The sequence below is a fragment of the Rhizobium sp. PK7-22 genome (genome assembly GCF_056530405.1).
Map to the genome: position 1 here is coordinate 2,256,932 of NZ_CP096514.1, position 16,542 is coordinate 2,273,473.

General features: G+C 63.9%; 18 protein-coding genes and 1 tRNA gene. 9 read left to right on the forward strand and 10 right to left on the reverse strand.

Going from position 1 to position 16,542, the window contains the following annotated elements; translation table 11 throughout:
• Nucleotides 1–75: 75 nt before the first annotated feature.
• A complete protein-coding gene (locus M1E10_RS15765) occupies nucleotides 76–315 on the reverse strand; it encodes a hypothetical protein (RefSeq protein ID WP_499173778.1) in 240 nt (79 codons plus the stop codon).
• 276 nt (nucleotides 316–591) lie between these two features.
• On the opposite strand from M1E10_RS15765, the gene M1E10_RS15770 reads away from it, so the two are divergent.
• From M1E10_RS15770 to M1E10_RS15785, 4 genes are all read left to right on the forward strand, one after another.
• Entirely contained in the window at nucleotides 592–1,617 is a 1,026-nt protein-coding gene (locus M1E10_RS15770) for a TroA family protein (RefSeq protein WP_499173779.1), read from the forward strand.
• On the forward strand, nucleotides 1,614–2,654 hold the full coding sequence (locus M1E10_RS15775; protein WP_499173780.1) for a FecCD family ABC transporter permease: 1,041 nt from the start codon (nucleotides 1,614–1,616) through the stop codon (nucleotides 2,652–2,654). Before M1E10_RS15770 ends, M1E10_RS15775 begins: the two co-directional genes overlap by 4 nt.
• On the forward strand, nucleotides 2,651–3,412 hold the full coding sequence (locus M1E10_RS15780; RefSeq protein ID WP_499173781.1) for an ABC transporter ATP-binding protein: 762 nt from the start codon (nucleotides 2,651–2,653) through the stop codon (nucleotides 3,410–3,412). Before M1E10_RS15775 ends, M1E10_RS15780 begins: the two co-directional genes overlap by 4 nt.
• 102 nt (nucleotides 3,413–3,514) lie before the next feature.
• Nucleotides 3,515–3,599: transfer RNA gene (locus tag M1E10_RS15785), tRNA-Leu, on the forward strand.
• A 29-nt stretch (nucleotides 3,600–3,628) separates the two neighbouring features.
• On the opposite strand, the gene M1E10_RS15790 is transcribed toward M1E10_RS15785, so the two are convergent.
• Nucleotides 3,629–5,083, reverse strand: a complete 1,455-nt coding sequence (locus tag M1E10_RS15790) for a TrkH family potassium uptake protein (RefSeq protein ID WP_499173782.1) — start codon at nucleotides 5,081–5,083, stop codon at nucleotides 3,629–3,631.
• Between the two features lie 103 nt (nucleotides 5,084–5,186).
• Between M1E10_RS15790 and ilvA the strand changes: the two genes are divergently transcribed.
• Together ilvA and M1E10_RS15800 are read left to right on the forward strand one after the other, a co-directional pair.
• Nucleotides 5,187–6,437 (forward strand): threonine ammonia-lyase, encoded by a 1,251-nt coding sequence (gene ilvA, locus M1E10_RS15795; RefSeq protein WP_499173783.1) that lies wholly within the window; start codon nucleotides 5,187–5,189, stop codon nucleotides 6,435–6,437.
• A gap of 70 nt (nucleotides 6,438–6,507) precedes the next feature.
• The gene (locus M1E10_RS15800; RefSeq protein WP_499173784.1) at nucleotides 6,508–6,831 is read left to right on the forward strand and encodes an HlyU family transcriptional regulator; all 324 of its coding nucleotides are present in this window, start codon (nucleotides 6,508–6,510) and stop codon (nucleotides 6,829–6,831) included.
• Between the two features lie 90 nt (nucleotides 6,832–6,921).
• Here M1E10_RS15800 and M1E10_RS15805 read toward each other — a convergent pair whose 3' ends face one another.
• Complete coding sequence (locus M1E10_RS15805; protein ID WP_499173785.1) at nucleotides 6,922–7,536, reverse strand: FMN-dependent NADH-azoreductase; 615 nt, start codon at nucleotides 7,534–7,536, stop codon at nucleotides 6,922–6,924.
• Between the two features lie 145 nt (nucleotides 7,537–7,681).
• On the opposite strand from M1E10_RS15805, the gene M1E10_RS15810 reads away from it, so the two are divergent.
• Nucleotides 7,682–8,650, forward strand: a complete 969-nt coding sequence (locus tag M1E10_RS15810) for a LysR family transcriptional regulator (RefSeq protein WP_499173786.1) — start codon at nucleotides 7,682–7,684, stop codon at nucleotides 8,648–8,650.
• A 183-nt stretch (nucleotides 8,651–8,833) separates the two neighbouring features.
• A complete protein-coding gene (locus M1E10_RS15815; RefSeq protein ID WP_499173787.1) occupies nucleotides 8,834–9,394 on the forward strand; it encodes a DUF2087 domain-containing protein in 561 nt (186 codons plus the stop codon).
• Nucleotides 9,395–9,434: 40 nt separating this feature from the next.
• Here M1E10_RS15815 and M1E10_RS15820 read toward each other — a convergent pair whose 3' ends face one another.
• The 3 genes from M1E10_RS15820 to M1E10_RS15830 all read right to left on the reverse strand — a co-directional run bounded on the left by M1E10_RS15820 (nucleotide 9,435) and on the right by M1E10_RS15830 (nucleotide 12,442).
• Nucleotides 9,435–11,420 (reverse strand): 2',3'-cyclic-nucleotide 2'-phosphodiesterase/3'-nucleotidase, encoded by a 1,986-nt coding sequence (locus M1E10_RS15820; RefSeq protein ID WP_499173788.1) that lies wholly within the window; start codon nucleotides 11,418–11,420, stop codon nucleotides 9,435–9,437.
• 124 nt (nucleotides 11,421–11,544) lie between these two features.
• Entirely contained in the window at nucleotides 11,545–11,889 is a 345-nt protein-coding gene (locus M1E10_RS15825; protein ID WP_499173789.1) for a PilZ domain-containing protein, read from the reverse strand.
• Between the two features lie 91 nt (nucleotides 11,890–11,980).
• Nucleotides 11,981–12,442, reverse strand: a complete 462-nt coding sequence (locus tag M1E10_RS15830) for an Lrp/AsnC family transcriptional regulator (protein WP_499173790.1) — start codon at nucleotides 12,440–12,442, stop codon at nucleotides 11,981–11,983.
• Nucleotides 12,443–12,598: 156 nt separating this feature from the next.
• Here M1E10_RS15830 and ald point away from each other — a divergent pair, with 156 nt between their 5' ends.
• Nucleotides 12,599–13,717 (forward strand): alanine dehydrogenase, encoded by a 1,119-nt coding sequence (gene ald, locus M1E10_RS15835; RefSeq protein ID WP_499173791.1) that lies wholly within the window; start codon nucleotides 12,599–12,601, stop codon nucleotides 13,715–13,717.
• Between the two features lie 86 nt (nucleotides 13,718–13,803).
• Here the strand turns inward: ald and M1E10_RS15840 are convergent, their stop codons facing one another.
• The 4 genes from M1E10_RS15840 to M1E10_RS15855 all read right to left on the reverse strand — a co-directional run bounded on the left by M1E10_RS15840 (nucleotide 13,804) and on the right by M1E10_RS15855 (nucleotide 16,537).
• Entirely contained in the window at nucleotides 13,804–14,277 is a 474-nt protein-coding gene (locus M1E10_RS15840; protein ID WP_499173792.1) for a DUF1203 domain-containing protein, read from the reverse strand.
• Between the two features lie 72 nt (nucleotides 14,278–14,349).
• Nucleotides 14,350–14,907, reverse strand: coding sequence for a GNAT family N-acetyltransferase (locus M1E10_RS15845; RefSeq protein WP_499173793.1), 558 nt, complete (start codon nucleotides 14,905–14,907; stop codon nucleotides 14,350–14,352).
• A gap of 4 nt (nucleotides 14,908–14,911) precedes the next feature.
• Entirely contained in the window at nucleotides 14,912–15,775 is an 864-nt protein-coding gene (gene sseA, locus M1E10_RS15850; RefSeq protein ID WP_499173794.1) for a sulfurtransferase, read from the reverse strand.
• A 24-nt stretch (nucleotides 15,776–15,799) separates the two neighbouring features.
• A complete protein-coding gene (locus M1E10_RS15855) occupies nucleotides 15,800–16,537 on the reverse strand; it encodes an alanyl-tRNA editing protein (protein ID WP_499173795.1) in 738 nt (245 codons plus the stop codon).
• Nucleotides 16,538–16,542: the final 5 nt, after the last annotated feature.

Sequence of the window (16,542 nt, forward strand, 5' to 3'; positions counted from 1 at the left end):
TTTCTCCCGTTTTGAACGCAGCACAAACCGCGGGCGAAGCCCATGGTTCCTGCGTGCCGGAAGAATGCCTGCAAGCTACCAGTCGGTGTTCGGATTGCCGACGAAGATGGCGATACTGTCGTCTGGCCCCAGCGCAGCGTGTACCAATTCGACGCAGCGCCTCCGTTCCTGCTGGATCCCGTCGGCAATCATTTTCGTGACATCCTTTTGGCCAGACGTCAGATGTCGGGCAGCAATTGCCCAGGCGTTGCGTTGTATGTCGTCCGCGAAGACGGGTGCGTCATCGTCAGCCAATGCCGTAGCTGCAAATGTCATTGTCATTGCTCCAAAATTGATGCGCCAACTGACGCCCGGAACATTGCCCGAAACTGGCGAAAGCACTGTGATCACTCAATGAAACGGAGATGGGTGGAACTGGAGCCTTCCCGCGCGGCACCGCCTGCTTGCGGTTTGGAGGTTCTCAAAGCATTTCGCGCGAATCCTCCAGTACATAATATGACTATCGCGCTCTTGTTTTTGTCGCGGCAGGAGGGTTATACGGCAACCGTCATTTCCCCTTGGCCTTCCAAGGACGATATAAGGAATTTGCTCGTGACCGCACTGAACTCGATTGTCGCCATCTCCAGCCTTTGCATCACGCTCGGGCTGTCCGTGGCGCCTGCCTCGGCCGCGCCGACGAGCTATCCGCTGACCCTCGACAATTGCGGCGCTAAGGTCACTTACGCGAAGGCGCCGGAGCGTGCCGTTGGCCTTGGCCAGAACAGTGCCGAAATCATGCTGCTGCTCGGCCTCGAGGACAAGATGGTTGGCACAGCCTTCTGGCCGAGCCAGGTGCTGCCGCAGCTTGCCGAGGCCAATGCCAAGGTGACGCTGCTGACGGTGGAGTTTCCGACCTTCGAATCGATCCTGGCGCAGCAACCGGACTTCGTCGCCGCCGCGTTGCCGAGCCTGATCGGGCCGACCAGCAAGGTCGCCAAGCGCGACGATTTCGAGCGGCTGGCGATTCCGACCTACCTCTCGCCCAGCACCTGCCTCAGCACCGAAGAGGTCAAGGACCAGTACGGCAGCCGCAAGGAACTGTGGAACATGGACCTGCTCTATCAGGAGATCGAGGAGCTCTCCCAGATCTTCGACGTCGCCAATCGCGGCCAGGCATTGATCTCTGACTTCAAGGCCCGTGAGGCGGCGCTTCGCGCCGGCGTTTCCACCGATGGCGAGCCACTCTCCTACCTCTTCTGGTTCTCCAGCCCCGCACCCACGGCCGACGCCTATCTCGGCGGCAAGAACGGCGCCTCCGGCTTCGTCGCCGACGTGCTGGGCGGCAAGAACGCCATCGACACGGAAGCGGAATGGCCGACGCTCGGCTGGGAAAGCATCATCGCTGCCGATCCCGACGTCATCGTCGTCGCCGACCTCGACCGCAACCGCTGGGAACTCGACAAGCCCGAAGCCAAGATCGCGTTCCTCAACAGCGATCCGGCCGTTAGCCAGATCGCCGCGGTGAAGAACAAGGCGATCGTCGTGATGGACGGCCAGGCGATGAACCCGACGATCCGCACGATCTACGGCGCCGAACAGGTGGCCGAGCAGATGAAGGCGCTCGGTCTCCTGAAGTGACAGAGACGGGACGTTCCATACGGGGCCTGCTGGTCCTCGGGACGTCTATCCTGGCGTCCCTTGCGCTGATCGCCGTCGTCATCGGCATCAGCGTCGGGATCGGCGACCTGCCGATCCCGCTGTCGACGACCTTTGCCGCCGTCACCAACCGCCTCGGCTGGACGTCTGTCGAGCTGAACCGGATCCACGAGACGGTGATCTGGGACTATCGGTTGAGCCGGGCGCTGGTCGCTTCGTGCTGCGGTGCGGGCCTGGCCTTGTCGGGCGCGATCATGCAGTCGCTGCTCCGCAACCCGCTGGCCGAACCCTATGTGCTGGGCATCTCCGCCGGCGCCTCCACCGGCGCGGTGGCGATCGTCATCCTCGGCCTCGGGGCCGGCGCGGTGACGCTTTCCATGGGCGCCTTTGCCGGCGCCTTCGCGGCTTTCCTCTTCGTGGCGCTGCTCTCCAACGGCACGCGCGGCGGGGCGGACCGCACGATCCTTGCCGGCGTTGCCGCCTCGCAGCTCTTCAACGCCGCGACTTCCTATGTGGTCACCACCTCCGGCAACGCCCAGCAGGCGCGCGACGTGATGTTCTGGCTGCTCGGCAGCTTCGGCGGCGTGCGCTGGCCGGAATTCGCGCTGGTCTCCGTCGTCGTCGGGTTAGGGCTCGTCATCTGTCTCTTCTATGCCCGGGTGCTCGACACCTTCGCCTTCGGCGACGAATCGGCGGCCGCCCTCGGCGTCGATGTCGGCCGCACCCGCATCGCGCTCTTTGCGCTGATGGCGGTGATGACGGCGACTATCGTCAGCATGGTCGGCACCATCGGCTTCGTCGGCCTCGTCGTGCCGCATGCGGCGCGCTTCGTCGTTGGCCCGCTGCATGTGCGGCTGCTGCCCGCCTGTGCCGTCTTCGGCGCCATCTTCATGGTGCTCGCCGACATCGCCTCCCGCGCCCTCATTCCGCAGCAGGTGCTGCCGATCGGAGTCGTGACGGCGCTCGTCGGCGTGCCTGTCTTTTCCATCATCCTCTATCGGTTCCAGCGCGCGTCATGAGCATCAGGGCGGAAAACCTTGTCTGGAAGATCGGCAAGAAGACGATCATCGACGGCGTCTCGCTGGAGGTGAAGCCGGGCCTTATGCTCGGGCTTCTCGGCCCCAACGGCTCCGGCAAGACCTCGCTGCTGCGCCTGCTCGCCGGACTGAAGCGCCCGCAGGCCGGCAGCATCACGCTCGACGGCGAGGACCTGAAAGGCATCGACCGCCGCCAGATTGCCCGTCGTGTCGCCTTCGTGGAGCAGCATGCGACCACCAATGCGAGCCTGAGGGTCGTCGACGTGGTGAAGCTCGGCCGCTTTCCGCACCGCTCGATGTTTTCCGGCTGGACGCTTGCCGACGACGCGGCCGTGGCCGAGGCGCTGGAGCGTGCCGGCATGACGCAGAAGCGCAACGACCCCTGGCAAAGCCTCTCGGGCGGCGAACGGCAGCGCACGCATATTGCACGCGCTCTGGCGCAGGCGCCGCAGGAGCTCATCCTCGACGAGCCGACCAACCACCTCGACATCCAGCACCAGATCAGCCTGATGCGCCTGATATCGAGCCTTTCGGTCACCAGCATCATCGCGCTGCACGACCTGAACCACGCGGCGATGTTCTGCGACCAGCTGATCGTCATGCAGGAGGGCCGTATCCTCACCGCCGGTGCGCCGGCCGAGGTCTTGACAGAAGAGCTTCTGAAGACCGTCTTCCGCGTCGACGCCAGGATCGAGACCTCGCCCTATCACGCGCGCCCGCATATTCACTTCATGCGGTGAGGGAGGGGGGCGTACTCCTCGCCGCGCGTCTGCACAGGCATCCGGAATTCGTTGCCTGCGGCCCTTCCATTTCCTCCCCTTGGCCGCTACTGAAACACCGATGCGGACGTGGCGAAACTGGTAGACGCAAGGGACTTAAAATCCCTCGGCTTCGGTCATGCGGGTTCGAGCCCCGCCGTCCGCACCAGCACCACGACCGCACGCTCGGCAGCCGCGCTACTGGCGCCAGAAGAGCGGGGTCAGCAGGACGAGCACCGTCAGGATCTCCAGGCGGCCGGCAAGCATCATCACCGACAGGAGATAGAGGGCAGGGTCGCTGATGGTGGAGAAATTGCCGGCCGGGCCGACGATGTCGCCGATGCCGGGGCCCACGTTCGACAGTGCGGTGATGACCGAGGAGGCCGAGGTCAGGAAATCATAGCCGAGCAGCGTCATGGCAAGGCTGCCGACCGCCCACAGGAAGATGTAGAGCGCCACGAACAGGAAGATGCCGCGCTGCGCCTCGGGCTCGATCACTGATTTCCCGTAGCGCACCGAATAGACGGCGTTCGGATAGACGAGCCGCTTCAGGCCGGTGCCGACGATGTTGAAGAGCACCACGAAGCGATAGGCCTTGATGCCGCCGGCGGTGGAGCCGGTGCAGCCGCCCATGAAGGTGGCGAAGAAGGCGAGCGCGACGGCAAACGGCCCCCAGGCGGTATAGTCGGTGCTGGCATAGCCGGTGGTCGAGAGGATCGACGAGATGTTGTGGAAGGAATGCGCCAGCGCCGTGCCGAGGCCCACGTCGTTGTTCAGGTGGTGATAGACGCCGAGCGCCACCGAGAAGACGAAGAGATAGCCCACGAACACGATGATCTGCGGGTCGCGCAGCGAATCGAGCCGGCGCCGGACCACGAAGATGATCAGGAGCGAGAAGGGCAGGCTGCAGATCGTCATGAATATTGTCGAGATCCAGAGCAGCGGAATGCTGTTGAAATAGCCGAACGATGCGTCGTGGGTGGAAAAGCCGCCGGTGGCGACCGTCGTCAGCGCGTGGTTCAGCGCGTCGAAGCGGTTCATGCCCGCCCAGGCGTAGCAGATGGCGCAGACCAGCGTGATGCCGACATAGATGCCGATGAAGGCGCGAGTGAAGCTCGCCAGCCGCGCAAACGGCTTGTCGCTGGTGTCGGAGGATTCCAGCTTGAAGAAGGACATGCCGCCGACGCGCAGAAAGGGCAGGACGAAGAGGCCGAGCGCCACGATGCCGATGCCGCCGAGCCATTGCAGCAGCGAGCGCCAGAGCAGGATGCCGGGGGGCATATCGTCGAGGCCGACGAGAACCGTGGAGCCGGTGGTGGTGATCGCCGAGATCGATTCGAAGATCGACTGGGCAAAGCTCAGATCGTGATCGGCAAGATAGAGCGGGATTGCGCCCACCAGCGAGAAGATCACCCAGAGCAGGTTGACGAGCAGGAAGCCGAGCCGCTTGGTAAACACCGGTGGTGCGCCGCGGGTGGCAAGTGCCGTCATCAGCGAGATGCCGCCGACCATGAAGGCCGAGAGGGCAAACACCTGCCAGTCGTCGTGCCCGTAATAGAGATCCATCATCGCCGGCAGGAACATGGCCGTTGCCAGATAGAGGCCACAGAGCGCCGCGATATAGATGGCCGGCCGGAGGAGACTGGCGTTCAAAATGATGATCCGGTTGCTCGTGTGGTCCGAAAGATGATTTGGTCTCTTGCGGTTGGCTATGGCATAGCGGGAAGACATTGGAAATTCAATGGACGGAGCAGACGTGAACACAGTGGCAGTGGATGAGGCGAGCGTGGCATTGCGGGAGATCTTCCCGGAGACGCCGCTGCAGTTGAACGAGCACCTGAGCCGTCGTTATGGCGCCGATGTCTGGCTGAAGCGCGAGGATCTCTCGCCGGTGCGCTCCTACAAGATCCGCGGCGCCTTCAACTTTCTGCGCAAGGTGATGGCAAGCGGCGAAACGGGCCGCACCTTCGTCTGCGCCTCCGCCGGCAATCACGCCCAGGGCTTTGCCTTCGTCTGCCGCCATTTCCAGGTGCCTGGCGTCGTCTTCATGCCGGTGACCACGCCGCAGCAGAAGATCGACAAGACGCGCATCTTCGGCGGCGAGTTCATCACCATCCGGCTGATCGGCGATATCTTCGACCAGTGCTATGCGGCCGCCAACGCCTATGTGGCCGAGACCGGCGGCTTCATGGTGCCGCCCTTCGACCATGCCGACATCATCGAAGGCCAGGCGACGGTCGCCGCAGAAATCATGGCACAGTTGCCGGAGGGTGCGCGACCGGATCTGATGGTCCTGCCGGTCGGCGGCGGCGGCCTCTCCTCGGGGATCACCGGCTATCTGCGCGGTCGGATGCCGCCGGAATGCTTCGTGCTGGTCGAGCCGGAAGGCGCGCCGAGCCTGCGCCGCAGCCTCGAAGCCGGCGTCGCGGTGCGTCTCTCCAAGGTCGACAATTTCGTCGACGGCGCCGCCGTGGCCCGGATCGGCGACCTCAATTTCGAGACGCTGAAGGGGTTTTCGCCCGAGCAGGTGCTGCTGGCGCCGGAAAACGCCATCTGCGTGACCATCACCGAAATGCTCAACATCGAGGGCTTCGTGCTGGAGCCGGCGGGCGCCCTGTCGCTGACGGCGCTCGAGATGCTCGGCCCTGAGCGCCTGGCGGGCAAGACGGTCGTCGCGGTGGTTTCGGGCGGAAACTTCGATTTCGAGCGCCTGCCGGACGTCAAGGAGCGGGCGATGCGCCACCTGGGGCTGAAGAAATACTTCATCCTGCGGCTGGCCCAGCGCCCCGGGGCACTGCGCGACTTCCTCAACCTGCTGGGGCCGGAAGACGACATCTCGCGCTTCGAGTACCTGAAGAAATCGGCCCGCAACTTCGGTTCGATCCTGATCGGCATCGAAACGCGCGACCCCGGCAATTTTGAGGGGTTGCTCGCGCGCTTCGAAGCCGCCGACCTCGGCTACCAGGACATCACCGAGAACGAGATCCTCGCCAACCTGATCATCTGAGGCGCGTCACCGCCCGGTGACGCCAGGCAGGCATCTTTCTCCAACCCCGCGATTATGATAGGCAGCGCATATGGCTTCTTTCCTTTCCGGCATCCTCTCGATCTTCTCAGGCGGCTCCAAGGCGGAGGCTTCCGCGGCACCGGCCGCCGAGCCGCAGCTCCACGGCGATTGCAGGATCTTCGCAACGCCGATCCGCGAGGGCAATCAGCTGCGGCTGGCCGGCCGCATCGAGAAGGAGGTCGGCGGCGAGGTGCTGGTGCGCAATTTCATCCGCGCCGACGTCTTCACCTCGATGGACGAGGCGGTCGACTGCACCTTCCGCAAGGCGCGCCAGATCATCGACCAGAACGGTCCGTCGCTGTTTTCCGATGGCGAAAAGTCCCGCTCGGCCTGAGGCCGGTCGCAAGGACATTGGTATCGATCCAAATGAAACGGCCGCGGCGATTGCCGCGGCCGTTTCTGCATTTGACGGGAAGGGGATGCCTCAGGCAGCCAGCGCCAGGCGCGATGTCGTCGCTTCCGCATCCGCCAGCGCCTTCTCGAAGGCTTCCGGTCCGAAGGCCGTGCCTTCCACATAGACCACTTCGACATCGGTCATGCCCATGAAGGCGAGAACGGTCTTCAGGTAGGGAGTGGCGTGGTTCATGCCCATGGCAGGACCTTCGGAATAGATCCCGGCGGCCGACAGCACGATGTAGACCTTCTTGCCTGTGGCGAGACCCTCCGGGCCTTCTGCCGTGTAGCGGAAGGTCATGCCGGCGCGGGCGACATTGTCGATCCAGGACTTCAGCGTCGAATAGATGTTGAAGTTGATGAGGCCGGTGGCGATCACCACCGTATCGGCTGCCATCAGCTCGGCCACCATCTCGTCCGATACGGCAGCTGCAGCGGCCTCTTCCGGATTGCGGTCGGCAGGCTGCTTGCGAATGGCAGACGTGGTCACGATGTCGAGATGCGCGATCGGCGTCTTGCCGAGGTCACGGTGGACGACAGCCGTTTCCGGCTTGCGGGCAGTCAGCTTGTCGACGAAGGCGGTGGCGACCTTGGTCGAGAGCGAATCGTCGCGGGGGCTCGAGGTAACGAGAAGGATGGATGACATAACTATCTTCCTTGGCTTGATCGGTGGTCGACTTGGGAGGTCGTGGGCGACGCGGCGTTCGCCGCCAGCCATCAGATAGGTCTTGCCGCCCATCGATTTAACCGGGATAATCTAGAAAGTTGATATCGATTAATTGGATAGATGCATGGATGCCAATCCGACCCTCGACCAGATGCAGGTCTTTCTCGCCGTCGCCGAGACCGGCAGCTTTTCGGCCGCTGCCCGCGCGTTGAACAGGGCGCAATCTGTCATCAGCTACACGATCGCCAACCTCGAGGCGCAGCTTGAGGTTCCGCTGTTTGAACGCAGCGGCCTGCGGCAGCCGAGGCTGACCGACGCGGGCAGCGCGATGCTGCCGGATGCGCGCCGCATCGTCGCCGGCCTGCAGGTCATGCGGGCGCGTGCCAAGAGCTTCAAGGAGGGGCTGGAGCCGGAGCTTTCACTTGCCATCAGCGTCATGGTGCCGGCCGAGGTTGTGGTCGACGAACTGCGGGAGTTCGGCAGGCGGTTCCCGACTGTCGCCCTGAACCTCAACGTCGGCGAACTCGGCATGGTCATGGACATGGTCTCCACCGGCCGGGCCGGGATCGGACTTGGCGGCGCGCTGCTGAAGCAGGACGACACGATCGCCGCAGAAAAGATCGGCCATTCCTCCATGGTGCCGATCGCTGCAGCGGAACATCCTCTCGGACGGATCGACCGGCCGCTGACCCTGGCGGACGTCCGCGAGGAGACGCAACTGGTGGTCACCGATGCGTCCGGCCTGACGAATGGCCGCAATTTCAACGTCCTCTCCTACAAGACTTGGCGGGTCAGCGACATCGCCACCAAGCATCAGCTCATTCGTGGCGGCCTTGGCTGGGGCGGCCTGCCGTCCTCGCTGGTGCGCGAGGATCTGGAGAGCGGTCGGCTCGTGGCGCTGAAGCTCGACGCCTACGAGCAGGGGGAATACCCGATCTATGCGCTTCGCAAGGTCTCCAACCCGCCAGGGCCTGCAGGCACCTGGCTGATCGATGCCTTCCGGACCCGCCTGTCGAACTGCCCGAACCACGCCAGCATGACGGGCCTGGCGGAGCAAAGCCGCAAGATCGCGGTGCGTTCTGCGGCCGAATGAGGGCGTTGACCTTTGTGACGGAGCCGGTAAAAGAAGCAATCGGTCAGCAGTTCACCGAGCGTCGCCGTCCCGCATGGGAAGCTAAACCTGCATTAGAAGAGATCATCAGCACTTATCCCGTGCCTGCTCGACAAGACGGCGACCATCGACACCTGAAATGGACCGGCACGTCGAGGATAAGAGATGACCAGAACCATCTTCCCGATGGAAGTCGCCGACCTGTCGGCCTTCGCCAAATCGCTGCGCGACCAGATCGGCAGGCTTGACCATGCGCCGAGCCATGTCGAGATGCTCAACCTGTTGAGCAGGGCAGGCGGCTATCGAAACTATCAGCACTTCAGATCCAGCGCCGGAACGACAGATCCGCTCCCGGACGTGGCCCGGACTATCGACACGCCGCCGCCGGCCGACGAGACGCGGGTGTCGAGGACCCTTCGTGTCTTCGACACCGATGGCCGGATCATCCGCTGGCCGAGCAAGCGGTCCCAGCAGGAGCTTTGCCTGTGGTTGCTGTGGTCGCGCATCCCGCCGAAGCGCAGCTTCTCCGAGCGTGAGATCGGCGATCTCCTGAACGATCTCCATCTCTTCGGCGATGCAGCGCTCCTGCGCCGCGATCTCGTCGATCTCGGCCTGATGCGCAGGAACCGCGACGGCAGCGACTATCGCCGCGTCGAAAAGGCACCGCCGCCGGAGTTGAGGCTCTTGTTACAGAAGCTGGCCGGCCCGACGAAAAAGGCCGCCTGACGGCGGCCTTGGAAAGCGGATGCGGCGTCTGGTGCTCGCCCTAGAGCACCAGACGGAATTTCGCAAATCCCTCGGCGCCGTCGCCGGCATCCTCGATCTTCGCGCCCTTGATCTCCGCGGCATACTCACGACCCTTCGGCCCCGTCTCGAAGATCGCTGTCGTGCCCTCCATCGGCTTGAACGACCAGTTGGCGTCCGCCGACGGGTTGATCGTGCCCTGGTCCATGATGTAGCGGACGACGACGTCGCGGTTGGTGTCGGGCGCCACGAAGATCACCTTGTCGCCGGCGATCTCCGGAAACTTGCCGCCACCGCCGGCGCGGTAGTTGTTGGTGGCCACGACGAACTTCTGCGCCGGATCGATCGGCTTGCCGTCGAACTGCAGGTCGGTGATGCGGTGCGAGTCTGCGTTCACCAGAGCGCCGTCCTTGTCGAAGCGAGCCGGCTGCGACAGGTCGATCTGGTAGCTGACGCCGTCGATGACGTCGAAGTTGTAGGACGGGAAGCCGGTGTTGATCAGCGGCGCATCCTTGGCACCCGGCTCGACCTGGTTGAACATGCCGGCCGACATTTCCAGCCAGTTCTTCACCTGCTCGCCGGTGATCAGCACCGCCTGCACCGTGTTCGGGTAGAGGTAGAGATCGGCGACGTTCTTGATCGCGATGTCGCCGGCCGGGACGTCGGTATAGTATTCCGCACCGCCACGGCCACCGGCCTTGAAGGGAGCGGCAGCGGAGAGGACCGGATAGTCCTTGTACTCGCCGTCCTTCAGCATGTCCTCGATGTACCAGACCTGCGCATTGGCGACAATCTGCACCGAGGGATCATCGGCGACGAGGGCGAAGTAGGAATAGAGCGGTGCCGATGTCTTGCCGACCGGACGGCGGACATAGGCAAGCGTCGCCTCGTGATCCTCCTTGGCCGCGGCGAGCACCTGCGGCTGGTCCTCGACGTCGGCGACCACCTTGCGGTCGGCGTCGCGATGGTAGATCGGCCGCGCTTCGGTGGTGAAATCGACGATCTTCCAGCTGTTGCCGTCCTTTTCCAGCAGCAGGTCGATGAGGCCCATGTGCGAGCCCCAGAAGCCGGCCATGACGGCGGGCTTGCCCATCAGCGTGCCCCTGACGGCATCGGCGCCAGCAATGCCTTCGAAATCCTTCGGGCCGGGGAAGACCAGGTGCTGGTGACCGGTAAAGACGGCATCGATGCCGTCGACGCCGGCAAGATAGAGTGAAGCATTTTCCATGCGCTCGCTCATGCCCGAGCCGTCGATGCCCGAGTGCGACAGCGCGACGATGATGTCCGCGCCTTCCTCGCGCATCACCGGCACCCAGGCCTGGGCGGCCTCGATGATGTCGCGCGTCTGCGCCTTGCCTTCGAGGTGCTTGGCGTCCCAGAGCATGATCTGCGGCGGCACGAAGCCGATGAAGCCGACCTTGACCGGGCTGGTGGCGCCCGAGCCGTCGCGGATCTGCTTCTCAAGGATGACATAGGGCTTGAAGAACAGGTCGTCCTGCTTCGGGTCGGAGGCCAGCTGGCCCTTGGTGAGGTTGGCGCAGACGTAAGGGAAGCCGGCGCCGGAGAGCACCTTGAACATGAAGTCGAGGCCGTAGTTGAATTCGTGGTTTCCGAGCGTGCCGGCGTCGTAGCCGAGAACATTCATTGCCTTGACGACCGGGTGCTGGTCGCCTTCGTTCATGCCGCGCTCGTAGGCGATATAGTCGCCCATCGGATTGCCCTGCAGGAAGTCGCCGTTGTCGATCAGCATCGAATTGCCGGCCTCGGCGCGGATGGCATCGATGATCGAGGCGGTGCGGGCAAGGCCCATCGTGTCGTTCGGCTTGTCGCCGTAATAGTCGTACGGAAAGACGTGGACGTGGATGTCGGTGGTTTCCATGATCCGCAGATGCGCCTGGTTGGCCTGCGCACGCGCCGCAAAGGGGTGCAGCACGACGAGCGCCGAGGTGGCGGCCAGGCCACCGAGCAGCGAGCGGCGGGTGATCGGGAGGAGAGGGGACGACGACATGGGGAACTCCGGTAGGGACGGTTTGCCAAAGCGAGATTAGGCGCAATTGCAGCCAAGTACACCGGGAAAGTGACAGCTCAACTACATCTCGGGTGCAGGACCTGCCGCTATTGCCGACGGCGGCCTATGCTTGCCGCGCGGTCATCCGAGCTGTGTCCTTGTGAAAGAACCGGAAGTAGGACGAGACCTGAGCCAGTGCATTGCTGTTGAGGCTTATCTCGATGCCGATCCGACTTCCGCAGCACCATTTGACCGTGCCCTCTATAAATCCGAGTTCATCGCTCTCGATCTTGACGTGGCTTCCGCTGGCGGCTGCGAAGGCATCCTGTAGCTCGAGGGCGATGCCGGTCGCCGACAGATCCACCACCCGGCCCCTGGCAGACTGGTTGAAGTACTGGACCGTGCCGTAGATGCTCGTCTTCGTGCGCTCTGCGGCACGGTTCTTTATGCCAGGCTTGTCGTTGTTCATCGGCTGCGGCCTCCACGTCCCGAAATGGACTCTACCAGGCGCTCCTTGCCTTCCGCTTATTCCGATTGCTCGGATTTGACGGATCGTGCTCTCACAGCCCCACATTGGGACGGTCGATGATCTCCCGCAGCGCGAAGCTCGAGTTGATCTTGACCACATGCGGAAGCGCCGAGAGCCAATCGCGGTGGATGCGCTCGTAGTCCTCCAGGTCCTTGGCGGCCACGCGCAGGATGTAGTCGTATTCGCCCGACATCAGATAGCAGACGAGGACGTTGGGGCATCGCTTCACGGCCGCCTCGAACTCGGTGAGCGTCTTGGCGAACTGCCCCGACAGCGAGATATGGACAATGACCATCATCTTGTAGTCGAGCGCCTTGTTGGAAAGGCGCGCGTGATAGCCGCTGATGATCTGATCGGACTCCAGTGCCGCCAGACGCCGCGAGCAGGCCGATTGCGACAGCCCGACCCGCTGGGCGAGCTCCGCATTGGAGATCCGTCCCTCCTGCTGGAGGATGCGCATCATCGCAAGATCGATCGTGTCTGGCTGCTGCATCTGCAAGGATCTCCCGTTATGCGACCACTAACGCAAATATCCGCGAAAATCCCGCCAAAGCCAATCCACCTTCGCAAGGACATTGCTTGCGTTTTTTGGTCTGGTTTCCTCCTTAAGAACAATTGGCTGAATGCCATCAGAGGAGAGGAACGCTTGATGCGTGTCGGATGCCCGAAGGAAATCAAGAACCATGAATATCGTGTCGGCCTGACGCCGGGCGCGGTGCGCGAATATGTGGCCCATGGACACGAGGTGCTGATCGAGACGAAGGCCGGCGCCGGGATCGGCGCCGACGACGGCGCCTATGTGGCAGCCGGTGCCCGGATCGCCAGCACGGCGAAGGAAGTGTTCGAGAGATCGGACATGATCGTCAAGGTCAAGGAGCCGCAGCCGCAGGAATGGGCGCAGCTTCGGGAAGGGCAGATCCTCTACACCTATCTTCATCTGGCGCCCGACCCGGAGCAGACCAAGGGGCTGCTGGCATCCGGCGTGACGGCCGTCGCCTACGAGACGGTGACCGATGAACGCGGCGGCCTGCCGCTTCTGGCGCCTATGTCGGAAGTCGCCGGAAGGCTGGCCATCCAGGCCGGTGCCACGGCCCTGCAGAAGGCGAACGGCGGCCGCGGCATCCTGCTCGGCGGCGTGCCGGGCGTGCTGCCGGCCAAGGTTGCGGTGATCGGCGGCGGCGTCGTCGGCCTGCATGCGGCCAAGATGGCGGTCGGTCTGGGGGCCGATGTCTCGATCATCGACCGCTCGCTGCCGCGCCTGCGCCAGCTGGACGACATCTTCAACGGCCGCGTCCACACCCGCTATTCCACCATCGATGCCTTGGAGGAGGAAGTCTTTGCGGCCGACCTGGTGATCGGGGCGGTGCTGATCCCCGGCGCCGCGGCACCGAAGCTGGTCAGCCGCGACATGCTGTCCGGCATGAAGCAGGGCGCGGTCATGGTCGACGTCGCGATCGACCAGGGCGGCTGCTTCGAAACCTCCCATGCCACGACCCATTCGGACCCGACCTACGAGGTCGAGGGCATCGTCCACTACTGCGTCGCCAACATGCCGGGTGCCGTGCCGGTGACCTCGGCGCATGCGCTCAACAATGCGACGCTGCAATACGGACTGGCGCTGGCAGACCGCGGCCTTCGTGCGCTTGCCGAGGACAAGCACCTGCGCAATGGCCTCAACGTCCACCGGGGACGCGTCGCCAATGCCGCGGTCGCTGAGGCATTGGGCTACGAGGCCCACGCGCCGGAGAGCCTGCTCGCGGTGGCCTGACGGTTCGGGAGGGCAGGGCGGCTGCACGACGGTCGCCCTCCCTGCCGCAGCAGATCGCCGGTTTCAGTCAAAGGGACTGAAGCCGGTCAGGCCCGGTCGATCCGGCACTGATAGCAGTTGTTGCGCGCCGAGCGGACGTGGACATAGGCGACATCCGCACGCGCCAGCAGCTCTTCGGCGCGGAAAACGATATCCTCCTGCAGCGTCACTGCTCCGGTGCCATAGACGATGCGGTCATTCGATCCATAGCCGCGGAGGATGAAGTCGGGGCTGGTCGTGAGGATCGGCGGCAGCACTTCGGCGGCCGCGTAGCGAGGGCAGGCCTTCGCATGCAGGAAGATCGGACCGATTTCGGCGTAGGGCTGCAGTTCGGGGAAGGGCCGGTAGGCGACGACCAGCAGATCCTCGCCCTCCGTGATGTGATCGAGGCAATGCCGGCAGGGCATACCTCCGCCCGGGGATACCATTTTTTCAGGCTGACGACCGTAGGCGTCGACGCCTCCGGACTGCAGCGCATGGGCATGTTCGGTGGGCATGGCTGTGAAGTGAAGCGGGGGCATGATGGCGGTCTCCTGTTGGCTCCGCTCATCCATCATCATTGCGGCCCGAGCGGCCACCCGATTCCTGCGACCCTAGCCGTCGAGCACCTTCAACAGCTCTTTGTCGGTCATCGGCTGCACGATGGCTTCGCTTGTCGACACCGGTTGAAAGCCCATCATCTGGTAGAGCTGCAGCGCCCGTGGGTGATCCAGCGTGTTCGTCGTCACCGTTACCTTCTGCGGCATGTCCTGCCAGGCGGCGTAGAGCGCCTGCAGCAAGAACCACTTACCGATGCCAAGTCCGATGGCGTGTTCGAACAGGCCGAAATAGGAGAGCTCCGTCCACTCCTCGCTCTCTTTCGACAATTCGAAGAAGCCGGCCGGCGCGCCGTTGACGTAGAGCACGGTCACCGAAACCCGAGGGTTGTGGATGATGGCGGCAAGCTGCTCGTCGGTCATCTTCAGCCGGTTGTACCAGTGCCAGCGCTTGCCGACCTGCCGGTACAGGTAGCGATAGAAATGCAGCGGGATCTCCGGCGCACGAATGACGGCCGTCTGCAGGTTCACGGGCACCGGAAGCGAGGCTTTGGGCGGCGCTGTCATCTCGAGCTGGGTGACGTGTGCGGTCAGCGGCGTGGGTGTCTTGGCCATGCGTTCAGGTCCTGTCTGTGGCGGGACCGGTGACGACCGGCGTGTCGGAGCGTCCACCCCATTCCGTCCAGGATCCGTCGTAAAGTGCATTGTCCTCGTGCCCCACGGAATGGAGCGCGAGCGTGATGATGGCTGCCGTGACGCCGGAGCCGCAGCTCGTCACCACCGGACGGTCGAGGTCGAGGCCGGCGCCTTCCAGGATGGCGCGCAGCTCCGGTACAGGCCTCAGCTTGCCATCGGCGGAAAACACGTTCGACGGAAGGTTGCGGGCACCGGGCATGTGTCCGGACCGCAGCCCCTGCCGCGGCTCGGGCTCGGTCCCTTCGAAGCGCGCCGCGCCGCGTGCGTCGGCGATCTGTATGGTGCCGGCATCGACGATCAGTTTCATCGTGTCGAGATCGATGACCTTTTCCGGCTGCAGCGCCGGAGTGAACAGGCGTTCCTCGGGTGTCGGGACGGCGGTTTCCAGCGGCCGGCCCTCGCGTCGCCAGCCATCGATGCCGCCGTCGAGAATGAAGACGTTCTGCGCCCCCATGACGCGAAACAGCCACCAGCCACGCGGGGCGGAAAAGATGCCGGGCCCGTCATAGATGACGATCCGGTCGGTCTCGCTGATGCCCATCTTGCCGACGGCCCCTGCGAAAACCGCGGGCGAGGGGACCATGTGCGGCAGATCGGTGGAGTGATCGGCAACCTTGTCATGGTCGAAACGGACGGCGCCGGGAATATGGCCCGCCGCATATTCGGCGTCGGCGTTCCGCTTCTGGGCGGGAAGGTAGAAGGAAGCGTCGACCACGCGAAGATCGGGACTGCCGAGCTCCCCCTCGAGCCATTCTGACGAAACGACGAAACGGCTGGACTGGGTCATGGGCATCCTCTCTTCAATTTGACGTCAGATATCCGCCGGAGCCTCGCCGAAGCGAATGCGGAACCGCCGGTTCTCCTTGCCCTTCTTCTCGATCTTGGCAATGTGGATGGCGCCGATCTCTCCGGTCCGGGCCACATGTGTGCCGCCGCAGGGCTGGCTGTCAACGCTGGAATTGTCGCCGATGCAGACCAGGCTGACGCGTCCGAGCCCGACGGGCGGGCGGACATTCTTCGATTTCACGATGCCCGGATTGGCTGCAAGCTCGTCGTCGGTGATCCACTGGAGATAGACCGGGTGATCCGCATTGACGAGCGCCATCAGCTCTGCCGTCACGGCGTCCTTGTCGATCGTCTCGCTCATGTCGAAGTCGACACGGGAATCATCTTCGCCGACGGCAGCGCCCGTGATCGGATGGGGGCAGACGACGGAGAGCAGATGGCAGGCCGTGTGCATGCGCATCAGGCGGTGGCGGCGATCCCAGTCGATGGTGAGCTTTAGCCGCTCGCCGACGAGCGGCTGCGTCTGCCCTTCCAGCGGCACGTGGAGGATGATGTCCTTGCTGGCGCCATGCCTTGTCTGGCCGAGCTGGATTCGACTTCCGTCCGCGCGTTCCAGGTATCCCGTGTCCCCGGGCTGCCCCCCGGAGGTCGCATAGAAGCATGTCTGGTCCAGCTCTATCCCGCCGTCCTCGTGGACGGCGGTGACGGTGGCTTCGACGGTTTTCAGATAGAAATCGTCTCGGAAGAGGGCATCAACGGGCATAGGGT